At 53.4% G+C, this 26353-nt stretch carries 24 protein-coding genes and 4 tRNA genes; 10 read left to right on the top strand and 18 right to left on the bottom strand.

From position 1 onward, the window contains the following. Nucleotide 1: 1 nt before the first annotated feature. The 5 genes from cls to KUC_RS15690 all read right to left on the bottom strand — a co-directional run bounded on the left by cls (nucleotide 2) and on the right by KUC_RS15690 (nucleotide 5924). Nucleotides 2-1420: a cardiolipin synthase gene (cls, locus tag KUC_RS15710; RefSeq protein ID WP_040481229.1), complete on the bottom strand. Its 1419-nt coding sequence runs from the start codon at nucleotides 1418-1420 to the stop codon at nucleotides 2-4. Nucleotides 1421-1498: 78 nt separating this feature from the next. Further along, nucleotides 1499-3004, bottom strand: coding sequence for a fumarate hydratase (locus KUC_RS15705; RefSeq protein ID WP_007114208.1), 1506 nt, complete (start codon nucleotides 3002-3004; stop codon nucleotides 1499-1501). Nucleotides 3005-3273: 269 nt separating this feature from the next. After that, on the bottom strand, nucleotides 3274-5298 hold the full coding sequence (uvrB, locus tag KUC_RS15700; RefSeq protein WP_007114207.1) for an excinuclease ABC subunit UvrB: 2025 nt from the start codon (nucleotides 5296-5298) through the stop codon (nucleotides 3274-3276). Between the two features lie 21 nt (nucleotides 5299-5319). Further along, nucleotides 5320-5727 (bottom strand): OsmC family protein, encoded by a 408-nt coding sequence (locus KUC_RS15695; RefSeq protein ID WP_007114206.1) that lies wholly within the window; start codon nucleotides 5725-5727, stop codon nucleotides 5320-5322. Continuing rightward, nucleotides 5727-5924, bottom strand: coding sequence for a hypothetical protein (locus tag KUC_RS15690; protein ID WP_007114205.1), 198 nt, complete (start codon nucleotides 5922-5924; stop codon nucleotides 5727-5729). Before KUC_RS15690 ends, KUC_RS15695 begins: the two co-directional genes overlap by 1 nt. A 176-nt stretch (nucleotides 5925-6100) precedes the next feature. On the opposite strand from KUC_RS15690, the gene ygfZ reads away from it, so the two are divergent. After that, the gene (gene ygfZ, locus KUC_RS15685; RefSeq protein WP_007114204.1) at nucleotides 6101-7072 is read left to right on the top strand and encodes a CAF17-like 4Fe-4S cluster assembly/insertion protein YgfZ; all 972 of its coding nucleotides are present in this window, start codon (nucleotides 6101-6103) and stop codon (nucleotides 7070-7072) included. Nucleotides 7073-7077: 5 nt separating this feature from the next. On the opposite strand, the gene KUC_RS15680 is transcribed toward ygfZ, so the two are convergent. The 4 genes from KUC_RS15680 to KUC_RS15665 form a co-directional block, all read right to left on the bottom strand. Continuing rightward, a complete protein-coding gene (locus KUC_RS15680; RefSeq protein ID WP_007114203.1) occupies nucleotides 7078-7845 on the bottom strand; it encodes a TatD family hydrolase in 768 nt (255 codons plus the stop codon). Nucleotides 7846-7853: 8 nt separating this feature from the next. Next, the gene (locus KUC_RS15675; protein ID WP_007114202.1) at nucleotides 7854-9443 is read right to left on the bottom strand and encodes a peptide chain release factor 3; all 1590 of its coding nucleotides are present in this window, start codon (nucleotides 9441-9443) and stop codon (nucleotides 7854-7856) included. Nucleotides 9444-9676: 233 nt separating this feature from the next. Beyond that, nucleotides 9677-9886, bottom strand: coding sequence for a putative motility protein (locus KUC_RS15670; RefSeq protein ID WP_007114201.1), 210 nt, complete (start codon nucleotides 9884-9886; stop codon nucleotides 9677-9679). Between the two features lie 140 nt (nucleotides 9887-10026). After that, entirely contained in the window at nucleotides 10027-11283 is a 1257-nt protein-coding gene (locus tag KUC_RS15665; protein WP_007114200.1) for an NAD(P)/FAD-dependent oxidoreductase, read from the bottom strand. Between the two features lie 312 nt (nucleotides 11284-11595). On the opposite strand from KUC_RS15665, the gene amt reads away from it, so the two are divergent. Further along, nucleotides 11596-14976 (top strand): ammonium transporter, encoded by a 3381-nt coding sequence (amt, locus tag KUC_RS15660; RefSeq protein WP_007114199.1) that lies wholly within the window; start codon nucleotides 11596-11598, stop codon nucleotides 14974-14976. Nucleotides 14977-15115: 139 nt separating this feature from the next. Here the strand turns inward: amt and KUC_RS15655 are convergent. From KUC_RS15655 to KUC_RS15640, 4 genes are all read right to left on the bottom strand, one after another. Then, nucleotides 15116-15190, bottom strand: a tRNA-His gene (locus KUC_RS15655). Between the two features lie 52 nt (nucleotides 15191-15242). After that, nucleotides 15243-15317 (bottom strand) — tRNA-His (locus tag KUC_RS15650). A gap of 85 nt (nucleotides 15318-15402) precedes the next feature. After that, a tRNA-Arg gene (locus tag KUC_RS15645) sits at nucleotides 15403-15479 on the bottom strand. Nucleotides 15480-15571: 92 nt separating this feature from the next. Further along, a tRNA-Pro gene (locus KUC_RS15640) sits at nucleotides 15572-15648 on the bottom strand. A 209-nt stretch (nucleotides 15649-15857) separates the two neighbouring features. Here KUC_RS15640 and folD point away from each other — a divergent pair. Then, entirely contained in the window at nucleotides 15858-16727 is an 870-nt protein-coding gene (gene folD, locus KUC_RS15635) for a bifunctional methylenetetrahydrofolate dehydrogenase/methenyltetrahydrofolate cyclohydrolase FolD (protein ID WP_007114197.1), read from the top strand. A 37-nt stretch (nucleotides 16728-16764) separates the two neighbouring features. Next, nucleotides 16765-17472: a 5'-methylthioadenosine/S-adenosylhomocysteine nucleosidase gene (mtnN, locus tag KUC_RS15630; RefSeq protein WP_007114196.1), complete on the top strand. Its 708-nt coding sequence runs from the start codon at nucleotides 16765-16767 to the stop codon at nucleotides 17470-17472. A 54-nt stretch (nucleotides 17473-17526) separates the two neighbouring features. On the opposite strand, the gene pyrC is transcribed toward mtnN, so the two are convergent. Further along, a complete protein-coding gene (gene pyrC, locus KUC_RS15625) occupies nucleotides 17527-18564 on the bottom strand; it encodes a dihydroorotase (RefSeq protein ID WP_007114195.1) in 1038 nt (345 codons plus the stop codon). Between the two features lie 205 nt (nucleotides 18565-18769). Here pyrC and KUC_RS15620 point away from each other — a divergent pair, with 205 nt between their 5' ends. Genes KUC_RS15620 through KUC_RS15610 form a run of 3 tightly spaced genes read left to right on the top strand, consistent with a single transcriptional unit; the run spans nucleotide 18770 to nucleotide 21048 of the window. Next, entirely contained in the window at nucleotides 18770-19186 is a 417-nt protein-coding gene (locus KUC_RS15620; RefSeq protein WP_007114194.1) for a hypothetical protein, read from the top strand. 7 nt (nucleotides 19187-19193) lie between these two features. Next, on the top strand, nucleotides 19194-20465 hold the full coding sequence (locus KUC_RS15615; RefSeq protein ID WP_007114193.1) for an ATP-binding protein: 1272 nt from the start codon (nucleotides 19194-19196) through the stop codon (nucleotides 20463-20465). Nucleotides 20466-20508: 43 nt separating this feature from the next. Continuing rightward, on the top strand, nucleotides 20509-21048 hold the full coding sequence (locus KUC_RS15610) for a response regulator transcription factor (protein ID WP_007114192.1): 540 nt from the start codon (nucleotides 20509-20511) through the stop codon (nucleotides 21046-21048). Between the two features lie 68 nt (nucleotides 21049-21116). Here KUC_RS15610 and KUC_RS15605 read toward each other — a convergent pair whose 3' ends face one another. Both KUC_RS15605 and hybE read right to left on the bottom strand, forming a co-directional pair. Then, nucleotides 21117-21890, bottom strand: coding sequence for a 3-hydroxybutyrate dehydrogenase (locus tag KUC_RS15605; RefSeq protein ID WP_007114191.1), 774 nt, complete (start codon nucleotides 21888-21890; stop codon nucleotides 21117-21119). A gap of 89 nt (nucleotides 21891-21979) precedes the next feature. Further along, on the bottom strand, nucleotides 21980-22405 hold the full coding sequence (gene hybE / locus KUC_RS15600) for a [NiFe]-hydrogenase assembly chaperone HybE (RefSeq protein ID WP_007114190.1): 426 nt from the start codon (nucleotides 22403-22405) through the stop codon (nucleotides 21980-21982). A 182-nt stretch (nucleotides 22406-22587) separates the two neighbouring features. Here hybE and KUC_RS15595 point away from each other — a divergent pair, with 182 nt between their 5' ends. After that, a complete protein-coding gene (locus tag KUC_RS15595) occupies nucleotides 22588-22851 on the top strand; it encodes a GrxA family glutaredoxin (RefSeq protein ID WP_007114189.1) in 264 nt (87 codons plus the stop codon). Between the two features lie 104 nt (nucleotides 22852-22955). After that, complete coding sequence (locus KUC_RS15590) at nucleotides 22956-23723, top strand: VOC family protein (RefSeq protein ID WP_007114188.1); 768 nt, start codon at nucleotides 22956-22958, stop codon at nucleotides 23721-23723. A 96-nt stretch (nucleotides 23724-23819) separates the two neighbouring features. On the opposite strand, the gene KUC_RS15585 is transcribed toward KUC_RS15590, so the two are convergent. Together KUC_RS15585 and KUC_RS15580 are read right to left on the bottom strand one after the other, a co-directional pair. After that, nucleotides 23820-24485, bottom strand: a complete 666-nt coding sequence (locus KUC_RS15585; RefSeq protein ID WP_040481228.1) for a CoA transferase subunit B — start codon at nucleotides 24483-24485, stop codon at nucleotides 23820-23822. A gap of 63 nt (nucleotides 24486-24548) precedes the next feature. Further along, nucleotides 24549-25247, bottom strand: a complete 699-nt coding sequence (locus KUC_RS15580; RefSeq protein WP_007114186.1) for a CoA transferase subunit A — start codon at nucleotides 25245-25247, stop codon at nucleotides 24549-24551. A gap of 181 nt (nucleotides 25248-25428) precedes the next feature. On the opposite strand from KUC_RS15580, the gene KUC_RS15575 reads away from it, so the two are divergent. Continuing rightward, a complete protein-coding gene (locus tag KUC_RS15575) occupies nucleotides 25429-26325 on the top strand; it encodes a LysR family transcriptional regulator (protein WP_007114185.1) in 897 nt (298 codons plus the stop codon). Nucleotides 26326-26353: the final 28 nt, after the last annotated feature.

Raw genomic sequence — 26353 nt, 5'->3', positions numbered from 1 at the left:
TCTATTGAACCGGGGCCATTAAATAGGCCGCACGCGAGACGACTTTCATCCACATTGGACGTTGGGTAATTTCATCGATGGTTACACGACGGCAATGTGCAAAGTCTTTTTCTAGCATCGCTTCGACGTTGCTAGCAAAATCGCGGCTAGGAATAAACGCGGTTATCTCAAAATTTAACCGAAAAGAGCGATTATCTAAATTGACCGTGCCAACAGTAGCCGCATCATTGTCTACAAGCATGACTTTTTGATGTAAGAACCCAGGAAGATAACGGTATATTTTAACGCCTGCCCTCAACATATCGGGGAGGAATGAGAATGCAGAAAGGAAAACTAACAAATGATCGGGCCGCTCCGGAATCATTACCCGAACGTCGACGCCGCGCATCGCCGCAAGGCGCAGCGCGTCCTGAACCCCCTGGTCAGGAACGAAATAGGGGCTGGTCACCCACAGTCGCTGTTTCGCGCTATGAATTACCTGCTGCACTAATAGGCTGGCGGTGTCCTGGCGGTCAGCGGGTCCAGAAGGCACGATAACGACGTGATGATCGGTGGAGAAAGAGGTATCTGCCATCCAATTCAGGCTAATCACTTCATCGGTGGCCCAGTGCCAATCTTCCCAGAATGCCTCCTGTAAGCCCAATACGCTGGGTCCTTCAAGCTTGAGATGGGTGTCCCTCCAAGCTCCATGTCGTGGATTCTCACCGAGATATTCGACCCCGACATTAAAGCCCCCTACCCAACCTTCCTTGCCATCTATCACCGTTACTTTGCGGTGGTTGCGGAAGTTAAGCTGAAAACGGTGCTTAAAGCCCCGCGATGAGCGAAAGGCACTCACGGCCACCCCATCGTTGCTTAAGTCATTGAGGTAATTATCGCCTAATTTACGGCTGCCCACCTCATCAAAGAGAAAGTAGACTCGCACGCCGCGCTGGGCAGCGCGCTGTAAATGATGCTTCAAGCGTTGCCCGAGCGCATCGTTGCGGACAATAAAAAACTGCAACAAGACATACTGTTCAGCGTGATCAATGCCGTCAAACAGGCTTTCAAACGTTGCTGGCCCATCAATGAGTAGAGTCGCCTGGTTGCCATGGGTTAGTGGCATCATGGCGAGCTGTTCTACCGCCTGAATATCGGCGTTGCTAGAGGGCGCAACATAGGGTTGAACATTGGCACGGTACCGCACGAGCACCCTGCGTAGCACGGTGTCCCGCTGGCCTCGGGCAGATACATAGCCATAAAATCGTGGTCGCCCGAAAAACCAGTAAGCGGGAAGCGCGACGTAGGGAAAAGTAAGCAGCGATATAATCCATGCCACGGCCCCCTGAGAGGTTCGGCTGGACATGAGTGCCATAATGGCTGAAACGATACCCATCAGATGTATCAATAAGATGCTGGTCCCTAGCAACCAGGAGGTCATAGCACATCCTCATAAAGCAAGGGCCTCGCCGTCAGCGAGGCCCTATGCGTTTAATGCCTAATCAACCTTATCACTCCATTACGCCGTCTGGGCAATAATCTCTTTCCACTTCGCAGGCCCGGTTTGATGCACCGATGTCCCTAGGCTATCAACGGCAACGGTCACCGGCATATCTTCGACCTCAAATTCGTAGATCGCTTCCATACCTAAGTCTTCGAAGCCCACTACTCGCGATTTCTTAATCGCTTGAGCCACCAGGTAAGCTGCCCCCCCTACCGCCATTAAGTACACCGCCTCATTATCTCGGATGGCGTCAATGGCGATTTGTCCACGCTCTGCTTTACCGACCATACCCAGCAGGCCAGTTTCTTCCAGCATGGTGCGGGTGAATTTATCCATCCGTGTGGCGGTGGTCGGGCCCGCAGGTCCCACTACTTCATCGCCAATTGGATCAACCGGGCCGACGTAGTAGATAAAGCGACCTCTCATATCGACAGGCAGCGGTTCGCCTTTGGCCAGCATATCGATCATGCGCTTATGGGCAGCATCGCGGCCAGTGAGCAGCTTACCGTTCAATAGCAGTGTATCACCGGGCTGCCAGGTTTTAACTTCCGCAGGTGTCACCGTATCAAGATTGACTCGCTTAACGTTATCACCTGCTTCGCGAGTAATTTCAGGCCAGTCTTCAAGCTTAGGCGCTTCTAGCGTTGCAGGACCGGAGCCATCCAAGGTGAAGTGGATATGACGCGTCGCCGCGCAGTTAGGAATAATCGCTACAGGCTTGTTGGCTGCGTGGGTCGGGTAGTCTTTGACTTTAATATCCAGCACGGTGGTCAAGCCACCTAGACCCTGGGCACCAATACCGCTTTTGTTGACCTTATCAAACAGCTCTAAACGCAGCTCTTCGGAACGGGTGCTAGGCCCGCGAGCCTGCAGATCCTGAATATCGATAGGATCGAGTAGCGCCTCTTTGGCAATCAGCATGGCCTTTTCGGCGGTACCGCCGATACCAATCCCCAGCATACCGGGAGGACACCAACCAGCGCCCATCTTAGGCAGTTGCTCCATCACCCAATCAACGACGCTGTCAGAGGGGTTAAGCATAGCAAACTTGGATTTTGCCTCGCTGCCACCGCCCTTCGCCGCCACATGGATATCGACACTGTCGCCGGGCACAATCGAGTGGTGAATAATCGCTGGCGTGTTGTCTTTGGTGTTGGCGCGCTTACCGTCTGGATCCGCCAGCACTGAGGCGCGCAGAATATTATCCGGCAACAGGTAGGCACGACGAACACCTTCATTGATCATGTCGTCCAGGCTCATGTCCGCTTCCCAGGTAACGTTCATGCCCACGTGAACGAACACGGTGACGATGCCGGTATCCTGGCAAATCGGGCGGTGCCCAGTGGCGCACATGCGCGAGTTAATCAAAATCTGTGCGATGGCGTCTTTAGCAGCGGGGTTCTCTTCGCGTTCGTAGGCATCTGCCATGGCGTCAATAAAATCTTTGGGATGGTAGTAAGAGATGTACTGCAGAGCATCGGCAACGCTTTGAATAACGTCGTCCTGGCGAATCACGGTCATGGTCTATTAGCTCCTAGGTTAACGTCTAGTCAGCGGCTTTTATCCGCGCCTGCGGAGGTGCCGTCTTAGCGTAAACCCAGTATATCGTATTGGCTCTGACGCAGCAGCACTCTGCTGCGCAGAACTATTTACTTCGAGCAAATCTTGATGTAGATGTGTTTTTAGCAACAAGATAACGGTATAAAAATTAAAAGTCTTTACACCCTGACTATATAGGGGGGCAGAAAGAGCCCCATGCGCGGCGAATTTCTGGGCCTTCTGGCATACCTTTAGCCCAGCGCCAGCTGTTTTTCTTTCATTTGATGAAGCTGGTCACGCAGCCGCGCCGCCTCTTCAAACTCGAGGTTTTGGGCGGCTTCAAACATGGCATCCTCAAGCTTGCTGATGGCCCCCAGCAGGTCTTGCTTGCTCATAGTGGTGACATCATACTCGGCGGCGCTTTCTGCCACTTTACGCTCGTTGCCACGACGACGACTGCTCTTTTTGCCTGGCGCCTGGGCGGCTTCAAGAATATCGGCCACCGAGCGCGTCACGGTGGTCGGCGTAATGCCATGCTCAAGGTTGTGCTCTGTTTGCTTCGCCCGCCGCCGTTCCGTTTCATCAATCGCTTTGCGCATTGAGTCGGTAATCCGGTCACCGTAGAGAATCGCTTTGCCGTGGGCGTTACGCGCCGCGCGGCCAATGGTCTGTATCAAAGAGCGTTCAGAGCGCAGGAAGCCCTCTTTATCCGCATCAAGAATCGCCACCAGCGACACTTCGGGAATATCCAGGCCTTCGCGCAGCAGGTTGATGCCCACCAACACATCAAACTTGCCCAAGCGTAAATCACGAATAATCTCAACCCGCTCGACGGTGTCGATATCCGAATGTAAGTAGCGCACCCGGATGCCGTGCTCGTCAAAATACTCGGTCAGGTCTTCCGCCATGCGCTTGGTTAGTGTGGTCACCAGCACTCTCTCGCCTACCGCAGTGCGCAAACCAATTTCCGAAAGCAGGTCATCTACCTGGGTGCTGGCAGGACGCACCTCAATTTCAGGGTCCAGCAACCCGGTGGGCCGAACCACTTGCTCTACCGTTTGGCTAGCGTGTTCACCCTCGTAGCGGCCTGGCGTAGCGGAAACAAAGATCGTTTGCGGAGAGATTGACTCCCACTCTTCAAACTTCATGGGTCGGTTATCCAGCGCCGAAGGCAGCCGGAAGCCATACTCGACCAGGGTCTCTTTGCGCGAGCGGTCGCCTTTATACATACCACCTACCTGGGGCACGCTGACGTGTGATTCGTCAATAAACAGCAGTGCGTCATCGGGCAGGTAGTCAAAGAATGTCGGCGGTGGCTCGCCTGGGGCACGCCCAGAGAGGTAGCGGGAGTAGTTTTCGATACCATTGCAGTAACCCAGCTCCAGCATCATCTCAATATCGTAAAGAGTGCGCTGCTCAAGACGCTGTGCCTCTACCAGTCGCTCATGCTTGCGCATCCACCCAAGGCGCTCTTTAAGCTCCTCTTTAATGGCATCAATGGCACCCAAAATCGTTTCCCTTGGGGTGACATAGTGCGACTTGGGGTAGATGGTCATCCGCGGCACCTCGCCGTGGACGGCACCGGTCAACGGGTCAAACAGGCGAATCGTGTCAATCTCGCTGTCAAACAGCTCTACCCGCACCGCTTCTTCGTCAGAGTCGGCGGGGAAGATATCAATCACGTCGCCGCGCACACGGTAAGTACCGCGGCGGAAATCCATATCATTGCGGGTGTACTGAAGCTCAGCCAAACGGCGCAGGAAAGCGCGCTGATCGATGAGCTCGCCACGAGTGAAGTGCAGGCGCATTTTTAGGTATTGGTCAGGGTCACCCAGACCATATATCGCCGACACTGATACCACAATCAACGCATCGCGGCGTTCTAGTAGTGCCTTGGTGGCCGAAAGCCGCATCTGTTCGATATGGTCGTTTATCGAAGCATCTTTCTCGATAAAAGTATCCGAGGAAGGCACGTAGGCTTCCGGCTGGTAGTAGTCGTAGTAGGAGACAAAATACTCGACCGCGTTATCGGGGAAAAACGCTTTAAACTCACCGTACAGCTGGGCCGCGAGAGTCTTGTTCGGCGCCATCACAATGGTTGGGCGCTGCTGTTGCTCGACCACATTGGCCATGGTGAAGGTTTTACCCGACCCGGTCACCCCCAGCAGGGTTTGATGGGCAAGCCCTGACTCCAGACCACTAATCAGCCCCTTGATGGCGGCAGGCTGGTCGCCAGCTGGCTGAAATTTTGACTGCAATCGGAAGGCTTTGCTCATCGGTGCTCCTAAACAGATAAATTAAACTAATCGCGTGGCGATCTCGACCGTTGACTGAGTCATAAGGCGCTGAATGGGGCAGCGGTGGCTAATATCTTCAAGCCTGGTGCGCTGCTCTGGGTCATCAATACCGTGCAGCGTTAAGGCCACGTCTAGCTTGTAGATGCCCTTCTTTTCCTGGCTGTCATCGCGCTGAACGGTAACGGTGATGCCCTCAAGGGGCCACTCCTTACGCTTGGCGTACATCTGCACGGTAATCGCTTTGCAGGTACCCAATGCAATATCGAAATAGTCGTGGGGATCTGGGGCGCTTCCCTCTCCGCCAACGATCGCTGGCACATCGGCATAGAGATCGTCCAGCCCATTGACTTCAACCCGCTGCCTAAAGACATGGTTGCGTTCACTGATCACGGTAATGGGAGAGTGCATTAGGATACCTTTACACCTAGCTTGAGTTTTTCAATGGCATTAATCAGCGTCTCGCGCTTTGCCCGACCGTCCACATCGGCGCCATGCCGACCCACTTCGGCGCTATCGACGCCGTCAAGCATCATCAGCGCCGTGGTGATTTTGTTCACCTGATCGACCGATTTAACACCTTGGAATGTTAACGATTGCTGCGCCATAGCGTTTCCCTGCCTGTTGACCTGTGCAAAACTGATACAAAGGAAAGAGTCTAGCACGCTAATGGTGCCTTGCAATCAGCGCAGACTGCCCACACTTAGTAGTGCTAAAGATACCTTTGACTCTTTCGTACTGAACACATCACTACCGAACGCTTTCCCACTTTTCAGGAGTTTTTATGGCGACCGTTACCGCTAGCACCCCGGCCCTTGGCAGCGTCCGCCTTAACCATTTAGCCGCACTGGATGTGAAGGGGGCGGATGCAGAAAAATTTCTTCAGGGTCAGACCAGCGCCCAGGTAAGCTTGGCCAATGGACACTTTGCGCCGCTCACCTGTTTTTGCACGCCTAAGGGCCGCATGTTGGCCAACGCTCAACTGCTGCGCTTGGGCGAGCAGCACTACCGACTGCTGCTCAGCAACACCTTATTGGATAGCTTAGCGAACCATCTTAAAAAATTCGCTGCCTTCTACCGGGCGGAATTGATCACCCTGCCCGACCTTTTATTGATTGGCGCCGGCGATGAGGCCCAATCGCTTGCGGATCAGTTGGGCCTGGAGCTACCTGATCAAGTGGGCACCCACACCAACAACGACCAAGCCTGCGTAATTCGCTACCCCGGTGAGACACCGCGTTGGCTATTGTGTTTCGATAACGACACCAAAGTCGATGTAGCGTCGGTTCAAGATGACCCAGCGAGCCGCAACGCTTGGCAGCTTGAGGATATTCGTAGCGGCTTGGCGTGGCTAACCGATGCCCAACAAGATCACTTCCTGCCTCAGATGCTTAACTGGGAAGCGCTGGGTGGCATTAGTTTTAAAAAGGGTTGTTACACCGGTCAGGAAGTCGTTGCCCGGGCACACTTTCGTGGTCAGGTGAAAAAGCGTCTGATGCGCATCAGTGTAGAGGCAGCATCACTGCCTGATGCGGGCACTAGCGTGGTTAATGGTGACGATAAAGCGGTAGGCGAAGTGGTAGTCAGCGCTTTTAATAATCAAGGCAGCGTTGAATTGCTGTCGGTCATGAACACCAAAGTCGCCGAAGAACAGACGCCTCTCTTTTTGGCAGGCGCGCCAGCGGCCCTTCTCCCGTTACCCTATGCGATTGAGCGTGTGGATCCGGAACAGCTGGCGGTTAGCCTTAACGGTTAGGGACTCTAGGCTCTAGATAAGCCAAATAGCGTCGCGACGGTATCGCTGCTCTGGGCCGCGACCTGCTCCACTGTTTGCCCACGCAGGCTGGCCACAACGTTACATACCTCTGCTACTCGACAAGGCTCATTACGCATCCCCTGATAGCCGCTAAGCGGCATATCAGGGCTATCGGTTTCAAGCACAAAAGCATCGTCAGGCAGTGCCTTAACGGTTTGCCGTAACCGCTTGGCGCGCTCATAGGTGACTGCACCGCCCACCCCAAGCTTGAACCCCAGATCGAGAAACTTCGTCGCTTGCTCAATTGAGCCTGAAAAGGCGTGTATCAGTCCTGCCTTTGGAAGCGCAATCTGACTAAGGCGCTTAGCGACCTTATCGCTGGCGTGGACGCAGTGCACCACTACCGGCAGCGAATGCTGTTTAGCTAGTTTCAACTGGGCATCAAAGTAGTGCCACTGCGCTTCAAGTGTGTCGGTAAAGCGGCCATCAATACCACACTCGCCCACTGCTACTAACTCTGAGTGCTCGCCGAGCAAATGATCAAGCGAGTCAATATCCGACGCTTGGTGCTCATCTACAAAGTAAGGATGCAAGCCCAAGCATACTGACGTATCCGCCCGCTCGCCCAGCGCCAGCACTTGCGGCCAACGAGAACGAGTCGTGCCCGGCACCACAAAGCGTACCACGCCCACTGCCTTAGCGGAGTCAAACACCTCAGTCCGATCATGATCGAACTGGGCAAAATCGAGATGGCAGTGGGCGTCAATTAGCATGTGAACGACTAGTGTTCGCGGGTAGGCTGGAAGCGAATGTCTGGCCAGCGTTCCTGGGTCATCTGCAGATTAACCCGGGTAGGCGCGATATAGGTGAGGTAACCACCGCCATCGATAGCCAGATTGGTGCTGGCCTTACGCTTAAACTCTTCGAGCTTTTTAGCATCTTCACAGTAGACCCAGCGGGCGGTCTGTACATTAACGCCTTCGTACAAGCAGTCGACCTTGTACTCCTCTTTCAGGCGATGGGCGACCACATCGAACTGCAGCGTACCCACGGCGCCTAGAATCAGGTCGTTGTTATCCATCGGCATAAAGACCTGAGTAGCCCCTTCTTCTGAAAGCTGCTGCAAGCCCTTTTGTAGCGCTTTCATCTTTAGTGGATCTTTAAGCCGCACGCGCTTAAATAGTTCGGGAGCGAAGTGGGGTATGCCGGTAAAGCGCATATCCTCACCTACGGTAAAGGTATCGCCGATCTGAATCGTTCCGTGATTGTGTAGACCGATAATGTCGCCAGGCCAAGCTTCTTCCACTTGAGAGCGATCAGAGGCCATAAAGGTCAGGGCATCGGCAATTTTAACGTCCTTGCCTATACGCACATGGCGCATCTTCATGTTCTTTTCGTACTTGCCTGAACAGACCCGCAAAAACGCGATGCGATCACGGTGGTTGGGATCCATATTGGCCTGGATTTTAAATACGAAGCCGGTGAAGCGATCATCCTCGGAAGTGACTACCCGAGTATCGGTTTCGTGGGCCTGGGGCGGTGGCGCGTACTCGACGAAGCCATCCATCATCTCGCGCACCCCAAAGTTACCCATGGCGGTACCGAAATAGACCGGCGAAAGCTCACCCCGGCGATAAGCATCCAGATCAAACTCATGGGACGCCCCACGCACCAGCTCTACTTCCATGCGCAGCTCTTCGGCCTGCTCCTCACCAAGCACGGCATCCACTTCGGGACTATCCAAGCCTTCAATGCGCTTATCATCGGGGATTCGGCTGCCCTGCCCCTGGGTGTAAAGATGAACCACGTCGTTATAGAGGTGATAAACGCCCTTAAAGTGGCGACCCATGCCAATCGGCCAGGTCATCGGCGCACACTGAATATTCAGTACCGTTTCGACTTCATCCATCACCTCAATCGGGTCACGGATATCGCGATCCATTTTGTTAATAAAGGTGAGAATCGGCGTAGTACGCAGACGACACACTTCCATCAATTTAATGGTGCGATCCTCAACGCCTTTAGCGCCATCGATTACCATCAATGCAGAATCAACCGCTGTGAGCGTTCGGTAGGTATCTTCAGAGAAGTCTTCGTGACCCGGGGTATCCAGCAGGTTAACAATACGGCCACCGTAGGGAAACTGCATCACCGAGGTCGTTACCGAGATACCCCGCTCCTGCTCCATTTTCATCCAGTCCGAGGTAGCGTGGCGATCATTGCGCTTGCTTTTGACCGAGCCCGCCATCTGGATGGCATTGCCAAACAGCAGCATCTTTTCGGTGATCGTGGTTTTACCAGCATCGGGGTGCGAGATAATAGCGAAGGTCCTGCGAAGCTCCGCTTCACGGGCTAATTGAGTCTCTTTCATTGTGCCTCTTCAAATATTAGTACTCAGCGCAGCACTCTATCGACTGACCACCGCGCGTTGAGCAATGTCTATTGCATCAATTGTAACGCTTGGAAGCAGCTGTTGTCGCGGGTGGCGTCAAACGTGACGCTCTTGAAGACGTCCTTGAAAAGGTCACAAAAAAACGCTGACTAGGTCAGCGTTTTATCGTACTAAACGGCACAAGTCCGATGCTAGTCACTAAATACTGGGCTCTAGGCGTAGGTATTAACCTGCGTACCTACACTGCCCTCTTTGGCTAAATCTGGCTGAGCGCCAGTGTCAGCAGAGGCCATGATTTCGGTCACTTGTTGTGCCTGAGTATCTAGCGCTTCTTTAAACACCTGCATTTGAGCCTGTTCAGGAGTTTGCGCTTGATTCATATAAAGCGACGCACTCACTGAACTGCTGATGCCTACATCCATATATCCACCTCATGGTGTGCAAATGTGCTTATAAACTAGCAAAGCATTAGGTTACGCGCAAAGATATCGTTCCTATTTGCGATGCTAGTATCTACTGTTATCGGCTTAAATCGCCTAATCATTAATGTATATAGTGCTAGCTAGAACCTGTCAGCACGAAATGGTGCCATATCAATTGACGTTGGCTGCCCTTCCATCATATCCGCGAGCAACTGCCCTGTCGCAGGCCCTAACGTAAAGCCCTGATGACCATGACCAAAGGCAAGCCATAGCCCAGGATGCCTTGGTGCTGGCCCAATCACCGGCTTCATATCGGGCAAGCAGGGCCGCGCGCCTTTCCAAGGGGCTTCATCTCGGCGCTCGCCTAGCGGGAATACGCTGCGCGCGACTTTCTCAGCTGCTGCTAATTGATTAACGTCCGCAGGCGCATCCAAGCGATCCAACTCAGCACCAGTGGTCAAGCGAACGCCAGCGTTCATCGGCGCCAGCAGGTAGCCGACCTCTGCATCCATGACCCAGAAATGTAGCTTGGCTGGCGTTTTAGGTGCGTAGTGCATGTGGTAGCCACGCTTAACAAAAGTAGGAAAGTGATAGCCCAGCTCTTTTAACCAGCTTCCCGCCCAGGGGCCTAGCGCCACCACGACGTCATCTACTTCTAATGTTTCAGATTCTAACGTTTCAGAGGCGGTATTAACCTGCCAGCGCTCTCCCACCTGCTTAACTGACTGAATGTCCGCCTGCAAAATGCGCCCGCCATCATTACTAAACGCTTGAGCGTAAGCCGCGACCAACCCGCCTGGGTCAGCAACGGTCCAAGGGTCAAGCCAGTGAATCGCACCGATAATAGTGTCACTCAGAGAAGGCTCTTTCTCCGCAAGTGCCGCCCTATCCAGTTGCTCAAACTGTACGCCATAAAGGCGTTGTGCTTCTTCGGCTTCTTTTACCCGTGCGGCAAGTTTTTCAGGAGTGCGATAAAGCTCAAGCCACCCCTGACGGCGCACCAAGTGATTGGCGTCTGCAGCATCAATCATCGGGCCATGGGTTTTGAGCGAAAGCTGAATCAGTGAGGCGTACTCCGGCACAATTTTCTGGTAAGCCTTCGGCGCTGAATTCATCCAATAGCGCAATAGCGGGGAGGCGGCATTGACCATACCTGCCGGCCGATAACGAATATCCACCCGACGATTAGGTAAGACGCTGAGCAGCGTTTTGACGTCACGGGGAAAAGGGTACGGCCTTACCGCTTCACGCTGAATGATTCCCGCATTGCCAAACGAAGTTTCGCGGCCAGGTTGAAGGCGATCCACCAGGGTGACCTCATGTCCTCGCTGGCGAAGATGCCAGGCGATGCTGACGCCGACCATGCCTGCTCCCAACACTACCGTTTGACGCGCCATTTTGATGCACTCCCTTTCGCCGATTAATAACCACTATTGAAGAACGATAACTATTTGAAAAATATCACCAATTCATACGCATTTATATAGAGAAAAACACTCTTTTAATTAAAATAATCAGCAATTAATGCTGCTATGAGCGTTAAAAAGGATGACTCCACTATTAGCGGCATAACAATTGCTTAGTTTCTATTAGGAAACCTTAATGGCATTCGATTAGCCCCGATGCAACGGTCTCTCCTCCTTCTGCGCAAAACAAACAAAGCACCAAAAAGAAGCGCACTTGCACCAAAAGCTGCTGAGGAACACACCATGCCTGCCACGCTAGATTTGCATAGCTCGCTGCTCGACACACTCTGGGTACTGTGGGCCGCTGTCTTGGTATTTGTGATGCAAGCTGGCTTTCTCTGCCTGGAAGCTGGCACTACGCGCACCAAGAACGCTATCAACGTCGCTATGAAAAACGTAGCGGACTTTGCCATTGCCGTCAGTGTTTTTTGGTTAGTCGGTTTTGGCATCATGTTTGGCGACTCTCACCACGGCTTAATCGGCACGACGCTGTTTGGTTGGCAGTTAGAAGCTTCCAGTAGCTGGGTGATTACCATTTTTATTTTCCAGGCAATGTTTTGCGCCACCGCCGCTACCATTGTGTCGGGGGCGGTGGCAGAACGTATGCCCTTTTTAGCCTATACCTGGACGGCCCTCTGGATAGCCTTGCTTATCTACCCGGTATTTGGCCACTGGACATGGGGTGGGCTTTTGGGTGGCTCGGAAGGCTGGCTAGGGTCGCTTGGGTTTGTCGATTTTGCCGGCTCAACGGTCGTGCATAGTGTGGGCGGCTGGGTAGCGCTGGCAGCGGTACTCTGTATCGGCCCACGCAGCGGGCGCTTCAATCATGGCAAACCACCTACCGCCTTCCCTTCGGGCAACCTCCCCCTCGCTATGCTAGGCGCGCTGTTTATGATCCTAGGCTGGTTTGGCTTTAACGGCGGCAGCACCCTGGCCGTTACCGCACAAATACCCGGCATAATAGCCAATACTGTTTTGGGCGCCGTCGGCGGGATCCTTTCGGGCATGCTGATGGGGCTGCGTACGCGGCGCTACGCCGACGTGATGTACGCAATTAATGGCGCCATTGCGGGCTTGGTCGCCGTAACCGCCAGCGCTCATGTGATCTCTTTATCGGCAGCCTTTGGACTGGGTGCGGTTAGCGGCGTACTGATGGTGCTGACCAGCGAATGGCTGCTAAGTAAGCATATTGATGATGCAGTCAGTGCCATACCCTCGCACCTCGTCGCGGGCATATGGGGGACGCTAGCACTACCCTGGGTCGCAGACTTAACGCTGTTGGATAGCGGCCTGTCTAGATCCGCTCAGTTTGGTGTCCAGTTGATGGGCGTAGTGGTGTGCGGCATTTGGAGCTTTGGCAGCGCCTGGCTGCTGTTCCGCATCACCCGGCGTTTCCTACCCATTCGTGTCTCCCCTCAAGCAGAAAAGATCGGCCTCAACCTCGCCGAGCATGGCGCCAATAATGAGCTGAACCAACTGCTTGAGCATATGCGCCAGCACGAACAACAAGGCGATATGCGCCAGCGAATTGACGCCGATCCGTTTACCGAAGTAGGTGAAATAGCAGCAAGCTATAATCGCGTAACTACCGCTCTTGAACGCGCTGTTGGGCATACCCGCGTGATGCTTCGCAACCTGCGCGATGGGGTGATTACCTGGCAGGCAGACGGTACCCTGACAAGCCTTAACCCCGGGGCAGAGCAACTCTTCGAAGTAGAAGCCTTACAGTTTATTGGGCAACCTGTTTCACAGCTATTGCCGGGGCATACCCTTACTCCTGGGGCGCGCCACGAAATTAAACGCCGTTGCGCAGATATGCAGGTGCGCTACCTGGAAATACAAGTCAGCGAGGGGGCCACAGGCTCCGTGTCAGAGCGCTCGGGTATGGTGCGTGACATTACCGAACGCAAACAGCTCCAGGAGCAGCTGAACCGTGAACGCGACCTTGCCCGCACCACACTGGCATCCATCGGTGATGGCGTTATTACCTGTGACGCCAGTGGTAACGTGACGTTTATCAATGCGGAAGCTAAGCGCCTGACCGGATGGACACTCGAAGAGGCCATTAATAAGCCCATCTACGCGGTGTATCAATTACTTGAGGAAGCCAGCGGGGAACCGCTTAGCAACCCAGCCCGTCAAGTGCTCACCCAGCTAACCCCAGTACACTCCACCGAGCACTGCCTGCTGGCTAATCGAGATCACACGCACACTCCCATCCAACACAGCGCTTCACCAATACGGTCGCGCAGCGGCATTACCTTAGGAGCAGTGGTCGTTTTTCAGGATGTCAGCCTCACTCGCCAGCTTACCGAACAGCTCAACTATCAGGTCAGCCACGACAACCTAACTGACCTGCTCAACCGCCGCGCCTTCGAATCCGCGCTCAGTGCGCTACTCAATCGAGACGATGGCCACCACGTGCTGTGCTACCTGGATCTTGATCAGTTCAAAATCGTCAATGACACTTGCGGCCATCTTGCGGGAGACGAACTACTGCGCCAATTAGCGTTAAAATTGAAAGACCATGTGCGCAGCAGCGATATCGCCGCCCGCCTGGGTGGCGATGAGTTCGCTTTGTTGCTACCTGATTGCGGTATAGAGCGTGCATTGACGATTGCCGAAGCGTTGCGCTGCGATATCGAACAGTACCGTTTTGTTTGGCAGGGGCATAACTTTGGCATCGGCGTGAGCATTGGCTTGGTTGAACTCAATGCCGCTCATCCCATGCAACTGAGCCAGGCTCTCCACGCCTCCGACGCGGCGTGCTACGCCGCGAAAGAGGCAGGCCGCAATCGCATTCACCACTATCAGCCTGACGATCATTCATTACTGGAGAAACACGGCGAGTTGCAGTGGGTTCAACGCTTGCAATATGGTTTAGATAACGACACCTTCCGTCTTTTCGCCCAACCAATTACAGCCGTTTGTGCCGCTGGCCCTGGCTACCGCGAAATTCTGCTCCGACTTGAAGAGCATGGCCAGGTCATCACGCCAGGTAGTTTTCTACCCGCCGCCGAGCGTTATCACTTTATGGAACGCATTGACCGCTGGGTAATTCGTAACACCCTAGCCTGGCTAGGGGATCAAAACCGCCACGCGACATTGCCGTCTCATAGCTTGTGGGGGATCAATCTTTCGGGAGCGTCGCTTTCCGATGCTGATTTTTGTCACGATCTTATTACTCAAGTCGCCATGGCTGGCCTGCCCCACGGCACGCTGTGCTTTGAAATCACCGAGAGCACCGCCATTGCCCAACTCTCACACGTGAGTGAATTAATTGTTACCCTGAAAGATTACGGCTGCCGCTTTGCACTGGATGACTTTGGCACCGGCCTATCCTCTTTTAGTTATCTGAAGCAGTTGCCCGTCGATTATTTAAAAATAGACGGCAACTTTATCCGCAATGTGGATATGGACCCGATTGACCGGGCTATGGTTGAGGCGATTCATGCCGTTGGCAAAGCGCTAGGGATTGAGACCATTGCTGAATTTGTGGAAACGCAAGCAACGTTGGACACGCTTTACCACATGGGTATTGACTACGCTCAGGGGAATTTACTTGGCAGGCCTGAACCGCTCACCCATATGGCGGGCCACCGCATTAAGGTGATGCCGCGTTAGATAGAGCATGGGGAGCCTAAAAGCCAGAAACGCAAAAGATCCCTGCTAAGGGCATAATTTCAAAAAAGAATTTAGTAGCTATACAAATTAGATAAAGAACAGAAGGGAAGGGAAGGGAAGGGAAAATATGCTGGGGTAATGGGGTGGATGATGGGACTTGAACCCACGACCACCGGAGTCACAATCCGGGGCTCTACCACTGAGCTACACCCACCACAACCTAAAACTGGAAACGCAGCTATTGTCACTTACGCAAACATTGTCACTGGGGTGGATGATGGGATTTGAACCCACGACCACCGGAGTCACAATCCGGGGCTCTACCCCTGAGCTACACCCACCATAGACAATCTTACGTAGAAACCATTTGCTTGAAGATATGTGCTTGAAGATATGATTCTGACAGGTTGATACCACTGAATTAGGTGGCACGCCCAGCAGGAATCGAACCCGCAACCTACGGCTTAGAAGGCCGTTGCTCTATCCGGTTGAGCTATGGGCGCACATTTAGCATTCATGAGAAATGAATACTGATGAGCACTAGACCACAACTGCAGCTTGGAAAAGCAAACTACTACCTTTCTTGCTAAGTGAATGGTCGGGATGGAGGGATTCGAACCCCCGACATCCTGCTCCCAAAGCAGGCGCGCTACCAGGCTGCGCTACATCCCGACTTTAATCACTTTAGACGCTACCGTGCTGCCCGTCTCAAGCGAGGCATATATTACTATTTTTAATTTTAAAGTCAACCATTAAAGTGATTGTTAATGAAGACGCTTTGCCTGGATGCTCCAGCGTGCGAAAATTACCATCTCTAAAGCGCTGTTGCGTGAGCTCTTTAGCGCCTAGGCCATTTTTAACATCCACAGGGATTCCATTACATGACCGCCCAACTAATCGATGGCAAAGCCATCGCTGCTACTGTCCGCCAACAGGTTGCTGAAAAGATCGCCGCACGCCGTCAAGCAGGCGGGCGGGCACCGGGACTAGCCGTGGTTGTGGTCGGGAACGATCCCGCCTCTCAAGTGTATGTCAGTAATAAGCACCGCGCCTGCGAACAGGCGGGTATTCTCTCCTTTCAGCACGCCCTGCCCGCCACTACCTCGCAGCATGAGCTGGAAGCGCTAGTTGACCAGCTCAATAGCGACCCTGCCGTTGATGGCATCTTGGTTCAATTGCCGCTGCCTAATCATTTGGATGCCGAGCCTATTTTAGAGCGTATTCGTCCGGACAAGGATGTCGATGGCTTCCACCCCTACAACATTGGCCGCTTAGCGCAGCGTATGCCCTCCCTGCGCCCCTGCACGCCAAAAGGCATCATGACCCTACTGGCGCAGAGCGACATTGCACTGCGCGGCTTAGATGCCACCGTGGTGGGCGCCTCTAATATAGTAGGCCGCCCAATGGCGCTCGAGCTGATGCTTGCGGGCTGCACCACCACCGTATGTCACCGTTTTACCCAAAATCTTGAAGATCACGTTAGCCGTGCCGATATTTTAATAGTGGCTGTCGGCAAGCCGGGTATCGTCAAAGGAGAATGGATTAAGCCGGGCGCTATCGTGATCGACGTGGGTATCAATCGCCAGGAGGATGGCACGTTAAAAGGCGATCTTGATTTTGCTGCCGCTGCCGAACGCGCTAGCTTTATTACCCCCGTACCCGGTGGCGTTGGGCCAATGACCGTCGCAACACTGCTGGAAAATACATTGGAAGCCGCTGAGCAACACGACTTAGCACTCGATCACGCCTGAGTTAATCATCACCCTTTTTATTTAGGAGCATGGCGCAGTGAAGCGTATTGGTATTATTGGCGCAATGGCGCAGGAAGTGAGCACGTTGGTGGGCCAGTTGGACAACTCCCAGCGCTATGAGCACGCCGGGTTTGTATTCCATACCGGCACGCGTTACGGCCTTGAGGTCATTGTGCTGCAATCAGGGATAGGTAAAGTCAACGCCGCGGTGGGCACAGCTATTTTATTAGAGCGCCATCAGCCGGATGCCATAATCAACACCGGTTCCGCCGGTGGCTTTGCCACCGATCTAGAAATTGGCGATGTGATCATTTCAGACGAAGTACGCCATCACGACGTTGACGCCGTAGTGTTTGGCTATGAGATAGGCCAAGTGCCGGGAATGCCCGCCGCCTACTTAGCCGACACAGCGCTACGAGAAGTAGCGCGTAACGCCATCACCTCTTTAGGTGAAGTCCAGGTGCGCGAAGGCTTGATCGCCACCGGAGATGCCTTTATGGCCGATCCTGCCCGAGTAGATGCCACCCGCGCCCAGTTCCCCAGCATGCTTGCGGTAGAGATGGAGGGTGCCGCCATTGCCCAAACGTGCCACCTCTACCAGTGCCCTTTCGTGGTTATACGTGCGCTCTCTGATATTCCCGGCAGTGGCGACAACCACCTCTCCTTCGATGAGTTTCTGGAAGTGGCTGCCGACCACTCATCACGTATGGTTGATCAAATGCTGAAGCAGCTTGGTAACGCCTAACAGGGTTTGCTAAGTGCTCAATGCCGTCGACCGTTAAACCGTCGACGGCGCTTGTTAAGACTTAATCGCCCAGCTAAGCGACTCCCCCGCCAGCAGCGGAATAATTTTCTCCCCCTGGGCGTATGCGTAGCTTTCCGGCAGCGTCCACTCGCGTCGCTCTAGCGTAATGGTGTCTGGGTTTGGCGATAGCCCATAAAAACGCGGCCCATTAAGGCTGGCGAAGGCCTCCAACTTGTCCAGGGCATCCATTTCGTCGAAGGCGGTTGCGTAAAGCTCAATAGCCGCAGGAGCGGTATAGGCACCGGCACAGCCGCAGCTCGACTCTTTAGCGCCCTGGGAGTGGGGCGCACTATCGGTGCCCAAAAAGAACTTATGGCTACCGCTGGTGGCTGCTTTTAGCAACGCTTGGCGGTGCTGCTCACGCTTAAGGATGGGCAGGCAGTAGTAGTGAGGGCGAATGCCACCCACCAGCATCTTATTGCGGTTAAACAGCAGATGATGGGCGGTAATGGTAGCGGCCACGTTATCCGGCGCCTGGGCAACAAACTCAGCTGCCTGCTGGGTGGTAATATGCTCACACACCACTTTCAGCGATGGATGGCGTTCCATCAGTGGCTTCATTACTGTTTCAATGAATACCGCTTCGCGATCAAAAATATCGATCTCTGCATCGGTAACTTCACCATGCACCAAAAGTGGCATGCCGACCTTCGCCATCATCTCGATAGTTGCGTCACAATGGGCTAAATCGGTAACCCCTGAGTCGGAGTTAGTCGTGGCACCCGCAGGGTAAAGCTTCACTGCTTTAACAATGCCACTTTGCACCGCGCGCTCGATCTCTTCAGGCGGCGTTGTATCGGTGAGATAGAGCACCATTAAGGGCTCGAAGGAACTGCCCGCTGGCAAGGCAGCGAGAATATCCTGACGGTATTCATGCGCCTGGGCCGTGGTTGTAACTGGCGGGGTGAGATTGGGCATAATGATCGCCCGCCCCATTTGCGCGGCGGTATGACCTACTACCGCTTTGAGTGCCTCATCGTCACGCAAGTGAAGGTGCCAATCGTCGGGGCGGGTCAGTGTCACAGTATCCACGGCAAGTCCTGTAGTGGTGTTAGGTCGGATAAAATGCGGTGTACACAGTATACGCAATTGCGCGCCGGGATAAATCCGCACTTCAAGCGCCCACACCCCCGTCCAAGTGTCGTATCATGGCGCTGTTTTTAAGACCCATACCTAAGGTTAGTTTTTCACAGTCGTTTATAACAGTTAGTTTTTTACGCTAAGGATTTGGTCGTTTATGCAGAACGTGCGGCGCTATGCGGATATTATTGCCAGCCTGGAAGGATTGATGTGGCTAAGCCTCGCTTGGTCGATTTCACTCTCCGTCCATATCGGCAGCACGGAACCCACTCTCGCCAGCTTATTGGTGATTGGCGCTCTAGTGGTTTTCTGCTGGGCTCATCGGCCACTACGTTATTTGCTACGCCGCTACCATATCCGCAAGCGGCGCACAGATATGTGGATCCATACTCTGGCGCTGCCGCTGCTGCTGGCTATGTTTTTCCACATCATGCTTGAAGCTTTACTGGGTAGCGCCTGGTTACCGCCTAAAATGTTGCTATTCAATATATTGGCATCTGCAGGTTGGACAACCTACGTCATGACCCTGCTGATTAAATTTGTCATTCATGGCATTAAATCCAAGGCGAAGTAAGTCCAACATGACAACAGCCCTACCTCTTCCGCTTTCTACGCCCAACCTCAACCTAGTACGGCTGACGATTGTGCGCGGTATCACCTGGACCGGTTTTTTATTGGCCATTGTTGTCGGTGTTGAGCTGCTCGCCTTTGATTTACCGGTGACTGCCGTGGTGAGCGTGGTCATTTCCATGGGCGTACTCAATATCGCCACCTGGTGGCGGCTAGGGCGGCCACGCGCGGTGACACATCTAGAGTACTTGCTGCATTTACTCGCCGATATCACCGGCTTAACGCTGCTGTTCTACTTCTCGGGCGGATCTACCAACCCTTTTATCACCTACTACTTGGTCCCGGTTACCATTGCCGCCGCCACCCTGCCCTGGCGCCACGCCTGGATCATCGCCGCCTGTTCCATGACGGGTTACACCTTTTTAATGTTCTCTTACTACCCTATCCCTCAGTTGGGCCATATCAATAGTGATAGCCCCTTGAGCCTGCACATATTAGGCATGTGGCTTAACTTTGGTCTCTCTGCGGGTTTAGTGACGTTTTTTATCTATAAAATGGCTCACGCGCTGCGTAGCCGTGATCAAGCGCTCTCATCCACTCGGGAAGCCGCCCTGCGGAATGAGCAGGTGTTGGCGGTCGCTACCCAAGCTGCGGGCACTGCCCACGAACTGGGCACACCACTCTCTACAATGGCAGTCCTCCTCAAAGAGATGCAGGCCGACGCCCCCGCCGATTCCGCGCTTGGTCAGGACATTAATTTACTTCGCCAGCAGGTAGACGTATGCAAATCACGTCTTCAAAATTTGGTCTCTAATGCTGATCGGCGACGCATGGCAGAACCCGAAGTGCTCGACGCTGAAGTCTGGCTGGCGGGAGTTGTGCAGCGCTGGTTGGTGCTTCGTCCAGATGTAAGCCATCAATTCGATGTAGCGGAAAAACGCGGCAGGCCTTGGCTGGCAGTCGATGCCACGCTCGACCAAGCGTTAACCAATTTACTGAATAACGCCGCTGACGCCAACCCAGAACACATTGCCATACGCTTAGACTGGCAGAGTGAGAGCGTGGTGATCGATATTCGTGACCATGGCCCGGGTGTGGCCATGTCGATTGCCGACCAGTTGGGTGAGACGTTTATTTCGACTAAAAGCAAGGGCATGGGCATCGGCTTGTTTTTAACGCATGCCACCATCAATCGCTTTGGTGGCGGCGTAAGCCTGTATAATCACCCTGAAGGGGGTACGCTAACGGAAGTTACGCTGCCTCGCTGCGCGGCGCCAAACTAAACGCGTCCGCCCCAAGCACCGCCAGTAATGGATTGAGGACAACATGCAAACGCGAGAGCAACGCCTGCTGATCATTGATGACGATGAGATGTTTTGTCATGTGCTGAATCGCGCTCTAACGCGCCGCGGTTACGACGTCATCGTTGCCCACGATGCAGAGCAGGCCCTGACCATGGCCGCACAGCATTCACCTACCATGGCAACGCTTGATTTAAAACTGGAAAACAGCTCAGGCTTAAAACTGCTTCCCGAGCTGCTTGCAACCGTACCCCTGTGTCGCATTGTGGTGCTGACAGGCTACTCGAGCATTGCCACAGCGGTGGAGGCAATGAAACTTGGCGCGGTTAATTATCTCTGTAAACCAGTGGATGCCGACGATGTATTAATCGCTTTTGAGCGCCAAACTGGCGACCCGGATATTGAGCTTGCTGATAACCCTCCTTCGATTAACCGCATCACCTGGGAGCATATTCAGAAAGTGCTGCAGGAGCATGACGGCAATATATCCGCCACCGCCCGGGCGCTGGGTATGCATCGCCGTACCCTGCAGCGCAAATTACAAAAACGTCCAGTGCGTCGTTAGACCCTGTACTTCCCTGGTCCAGCCCCACTCGATTACGATACGTTAATGCCTGGGGCCGGAGATCTTACTTAATGCGCCGTCCAGCCTAGATCAATATTAAAGCTTGAGCCGGTCACGGCACCTGCAGCGTCGGATGCCAAGTAAGCGATTAATTGCGCCACCTCTTCAGGCTCAATCAAGCGCTTAATCGCCGCCTCTTTGAGCATGACTTTTTCGATGACTTCCTGCTCATCCATACCGTGTAATTTAGCCTGGTCGGCGATTTGATTATCCACCAGCGGGGTTTTTACATAGGCAGGACATACCGCATTAGCGGTGATGCCTTGTTCGCCGCCCTCTAACGCTGCCGTTTTGGTCAAACCGATCATACCGTGCTTGGCACTGATGTACGCCGCTTTACCCGGTGAAGCCACCTGGGCGTGTATCGAGGCCACGTTAACGATGCGTCCCCAGCCCTTTTCACGCATATGCGGCCACGCCGCCTGAGTCAGCAAGAAAGGCGCCGTCAGCATCAGATCCATAATTTGACGCCACTTTTCTTCGGGGAATGTCTCAATCGAGGCAACATGTTGAATTCCGGCATTATTGACCAATATATCAACACCGCCAAAACGCTTAACCGCATCGGCCACCGCCGCACGGCAGGCATCAGGGTCGGTGAGGTCAGCTTCAAAGAAAGCCGCGCCAGCTTTTTCAGCGGTCGCTTTACCCGCTGGATTAAAATCGACGGCAAGTACTTGATGGCCTAATTCGCAAAAGTGCTTAACCACAGCGGCACCGATGCCGCTGCTAGTGCCGGTTACCAGTGCAACTCGAGGCGTTGTAACGGTTTGGGAAGTCATAGGCAATTTCCTTTTTCACTACTTGGATGGGAAGGCACTATCAGTATAAATAGCGTCAGTATAAATAGTGTCAGTATAGCTATCCGCGCCTAGGCGTTGGGCTCATCAGCAGGTTGCATTAAACGCGCCATCATTTGCTGTGCCAGCCTTGCGGCTTCCTGCATATTTTCAAGCTCGCCCAAATCACGCAAAATGGCGCGCTTATAGAGTTCATAGCCGTCTGGTAAGCGCTCAAGGGATAGCTGATAGGCGCCTGAGGGCAGTGAGAGCGTAAGCGTATCCGCCAAATGCTCAGTAAGCAGGGAATGGCCAGGCACTACGACCAACCACAACTCACAGGGCGTAATCAACGCACCCACCAGGTACTCATCGCCATGATGCTGAAAGCATAGCGCATCCACCCCTAAACGCGGGTTCCAGTCACTCTTTTGTTTAATCGAAGGCAAGTGGAGGTCTCGGTACGCCTTCGCCAGTTCAGCAAGGAAGGTGTATTTGTCAGCGGTGAGCGTTTGCATAGGCTTGTTCGTGTTCCAAGATGATAACGGGCATTAATGGTTCGTGTAGTGAGTTGCTATTGGCGTAACGTCCTCTGCTCAGCCACAATAGGCGCGAATTTATCGTTTAGCCAACGGCTATTTTCCATTCGGTTACTGTCTACTTGGTAACTTACTCTGCTTATCGTAAAGGAGCGCCACCTATGTTTGTGGTTATTTTTGGTCGGATGTCATGCCCCTTCTGTGTGCGCGCAAAACAGCTTGCCGAGCACTTGGAAAAAGTCGGCAAAATTGAAGGTTATCGCTATGTGGATATGCCTACCGAAGGCGTAACTAAAGAAGATATCGCCAAAACAGCAGGTAAACCCATTCACACCGTACCGCAGGTGTTTGTCGATCAAGCCCATGTGGGCGGCTTTACTGAATTTGACCAGTTGGTCCGCGACCAACAGTTGCTTGCCGTTTAACCGCTCGTTAATACCCGTTGAACCCTTGCTTACCTCGCTTGCCTATACTGGCAGTTATTTAATGGCTCACGCTAGTTTGTGCCACTTTAGGCAAGGAGTTCACCATGCAGCGTCAGGAGTTTGCTCAGCAGCTATGGCTTGACTATGTACATACTCACCCCGATATCGGCGCCCTTAGGCTATGGCCGTTATCAACGGCGGCCGAATATTTAACGCTAGTAACGCTTAATTACGGCCCTTTTACCGCTGCCGCGCTTACTGGCAACTTAGCTCATATGGGCTATCGCCCGATGGGCCACTACGCCATGGCTGATAAAGGGCTGCTAGTGCATCTACTTGCCCCAAGCGACGACAGTAGCTGGTTGGTGCTGGCAGAATTGCAAATGGGTACATTATCTAAGGCGCCACGGGAAGCCATTGAAGGGCTGGTGCAACAATCCCACCCCCAGGACTGCAAGGGGCATAATTTACTCTGCCGCGGACGGCCCTGGCCGATGCCTAGCTGGGCGCTTTATCAACAACTGCAGCAAGCGCACCCCTTGGCTGCCTGGATAGCGGTCATGGGCCCCCGCCTGCATCACGCTGGCTTTGATTGTGGGCAGCTTGGGGAGCCCATGGATACGCTGGATCAACGCCTAAACGAAGTGGGCATGCCAAGCCTGCAGGGGCAGCAAAACGGTGTATTCACAGTGTCATCACTACTGGATCACCGTTTTTACCCCACCACACCGCAAAAAACAGTCTTCGCCGATGGAGATGAGCATCGCCTCTGCTTAGGCGGTCTAGCGTTAGTCCAAAAGCACGTTGAAGATAATCACGAGCGTATTGCCGATTTACTGCTGCCCCACCATACGCGCTGTGAAATGGCCTGAGACGCTAGCGAAATGTGGCGCTAACGTCTCACTGCGCTCTCTATCTATCCTTATTAACCTTCGGGCTGTTTATCACTCGGGGAATGTAAGCGGTACTTACTCGGCATCAAACGTCATCTCGGGAACATGGTCCGGCACAATCAGCTTACCCGCCGTTTTCTCGATGATCTCCTCAACACTTACCCCCGGCGCGCGCTCCTTGAGAATAAAGGCACCGTCTTTGATTTCAAGGTAAGCGAGATCCGTCAACACGCGGTTAATACATCCAGCACCGGTCAGCGGCAGTTCACATTTTTCCAATAGTTTGGATTCACCATGCTTAGACGCATGCGTCATGGTGCAAATGATGTTATCAGCACCGGCGACGAGATCCATGGCACCGCCCATGCCTTTGATCAGCTTTCCAGGAATCATCCAGGAAGCAATATTGCCTTGCTGATCCACTTCAAAAGCACCCAGCACGGTGAGATCAACGTGGCCACCGCGAATCATCGCAAACGATTCTGCTGAAGAAAAAATCGCGGCGCCTGGGCGGGCCGTCACCGTCTCTTTACCCGCATTAATCATATCTGGATCAAGCTCGTCTTCAGTGGGGTAGCGGCCCATCCCCAGCAGTCCGTTTTCAGATTGCAGCATGACATCGATGCCATCCGGGATGTAGTTGGCAACCAGGGTAGGAATACCAATGCCCAAGTTGACGTAAAAACCATCTTGAAGTTCGCGGGCGACACGCTGAGCCATCTGTTCTCGTGTTAAAGCCATGGTGACTTCCTCTTGTTGAATCGTTAAATGAGAAGCAAGTATTACGTTTGAAGGCATAGCGCGTTAGCTGCGCACCGTGCGTTTCTCTATCCGCTTTTCAAACGTGCCTTGAATAATCCGATCCACATAAATACCCGGTGTATGGATCTGGCTAGGCTCAAGCTCACCCGGCTCAACGATTTCCTCAACTTCCACCACGGTAATTTTCCCCGCCGTGGCGGCCATGGGGTTAAAATTTTGCGCCGTATGGCGATACATCACATTGCCGTAGCGGTCAGCCTTCCAGCCTTTTACAATGGCAAAATCACCGATAATGGCTTCTTCTAAAATACAGTGGCGTCCATTAAATTCGCGCACCTCTTTGCCGTCACCAATCGGCGTACCATAGCCAGTGGCGGTGTAAAAAGCGGGAATGCCCGCGCCTCCCGCGCGCATTTTTTCCGCCAACGTGCCTTGAGGCGTTAATACCACCTCTATTTCATCGTTGAGCATTTGCTTCTCAAACAAAGCATTTTCACCTACATAAGAGGCCAGAATTTTACTGATTTGGCGGTCTTCAAGCAGTATACCCAAACCAAAACCGTCTACACCGCAGTTATTGGACACCACGGTGAGATCATTGACGCCGCGGCGTTTGATTTCGGCAATCAGGTTCTCGGGAATACCGCAGAGCCCGAAGCCACCGGCGATCACGGTCATTCCGCTCTCGATGCCTTCCATTGCCTCTTCGTAGGAAGCTACACGCTTATCGAATCCTGCCATTGTTGTGCCTCACATTGTTGTTGGTAATAAGAGTTGACGATGATAAGTGCTGTCGATGATAAGTGCTGTGTCGATGATAGGTGACTGCATCTTACGATAGTGCCAGTGTTGTGCGAGATGATATATTTGTTAAGTTTGTTTTTCTTATCAATTTATTTTTAAAACTTATAAAAGGCACTTTATGACTGTCAAACAGCTACGCGCCTTTCTGGCGGTCGCCCAAACGCTCAGTTTTACTCAAGCCTGCGAGCGGCTGCACCTATCTCAACCGGCGCTAAGTTTGGCGATTAAAGGCCTGGAGGAGTCCCTGGGTGGCAAACTGCTGATTCGCAGCACACGTAGCGTCAGATTAACCCCAGAAGGTGAGTCGCTGCTACCGCTAGCCAAACATCTGCTGGCCCAGTGGGACAATACCGAGGAGCGCTTGCGCCAGCGATTCACTCTTCAATTGGGGCGGCTCAGCGTCGCGGCGATGCCCGCGTTTGCCTGTAACTTGCTCCCTGCAGCGCTGGTTAAATTTCGCCAGCAGTACCCCAAGATCAACATTACCGTACACGATGTCATCAACGAGGAGGTCACCGCCATGGTGCGCTCCCGTCAGGTAGAGATGGGTATCGCTTTTTCTCCTGAAGGTACCGGCAGCCTGCTGTTCACGCCGCTGTTTGAAGACCATTTTGTGGCTGTCGTGCCGCCTGACTCTGAGTTAACCCAGGCCACCCAGATCGCCTGGTCGACTCTGCTCAGCCACGATTTCATTACTCTTCAGCGCCCCTCCATGGTGCGTCGTTTATTGGAACAGGAGCTGAGTAAGCAGCATATGGAGCTCACCGTGGCCTTTGAAAGCCACCAGCTTTCCACCGTGGGGAGAATGGTTGCCGACGGCTTGGGCGTCAGCGCAGTGCCTTCCATGTGCATTCGTCAAATGCATGAATTGGGTGCCCGCTGCATCCCACTGACAGCGCCCCCTATTTCCTGCCGAGTCGGCATTTTGACCCACCAAGAGCTTTCCGTAGCCGCCCATGCACTGCGCACCGTACTCCTTAACACCGTTCAAGCGCCCTCACTCCCTCCCGGCTAAACCCACACTAAGTTGATGAGATACGTTG

Origin of the sequence: Vreelandella boliviensis LC1 (assembly GCF_000236035.1) — a bacterium.
Lineage (GTDB): Bacteria > Pseudomonadota > Gammaproteobacteria > Pseudomonadales > Halomonadaceae > Vreelandella > Vreelandella boliviensis.
Note: the sequence above shows the minus strand (reverse complement) of the source record. Positions and strands in the feature narration are given on the sequence as shown.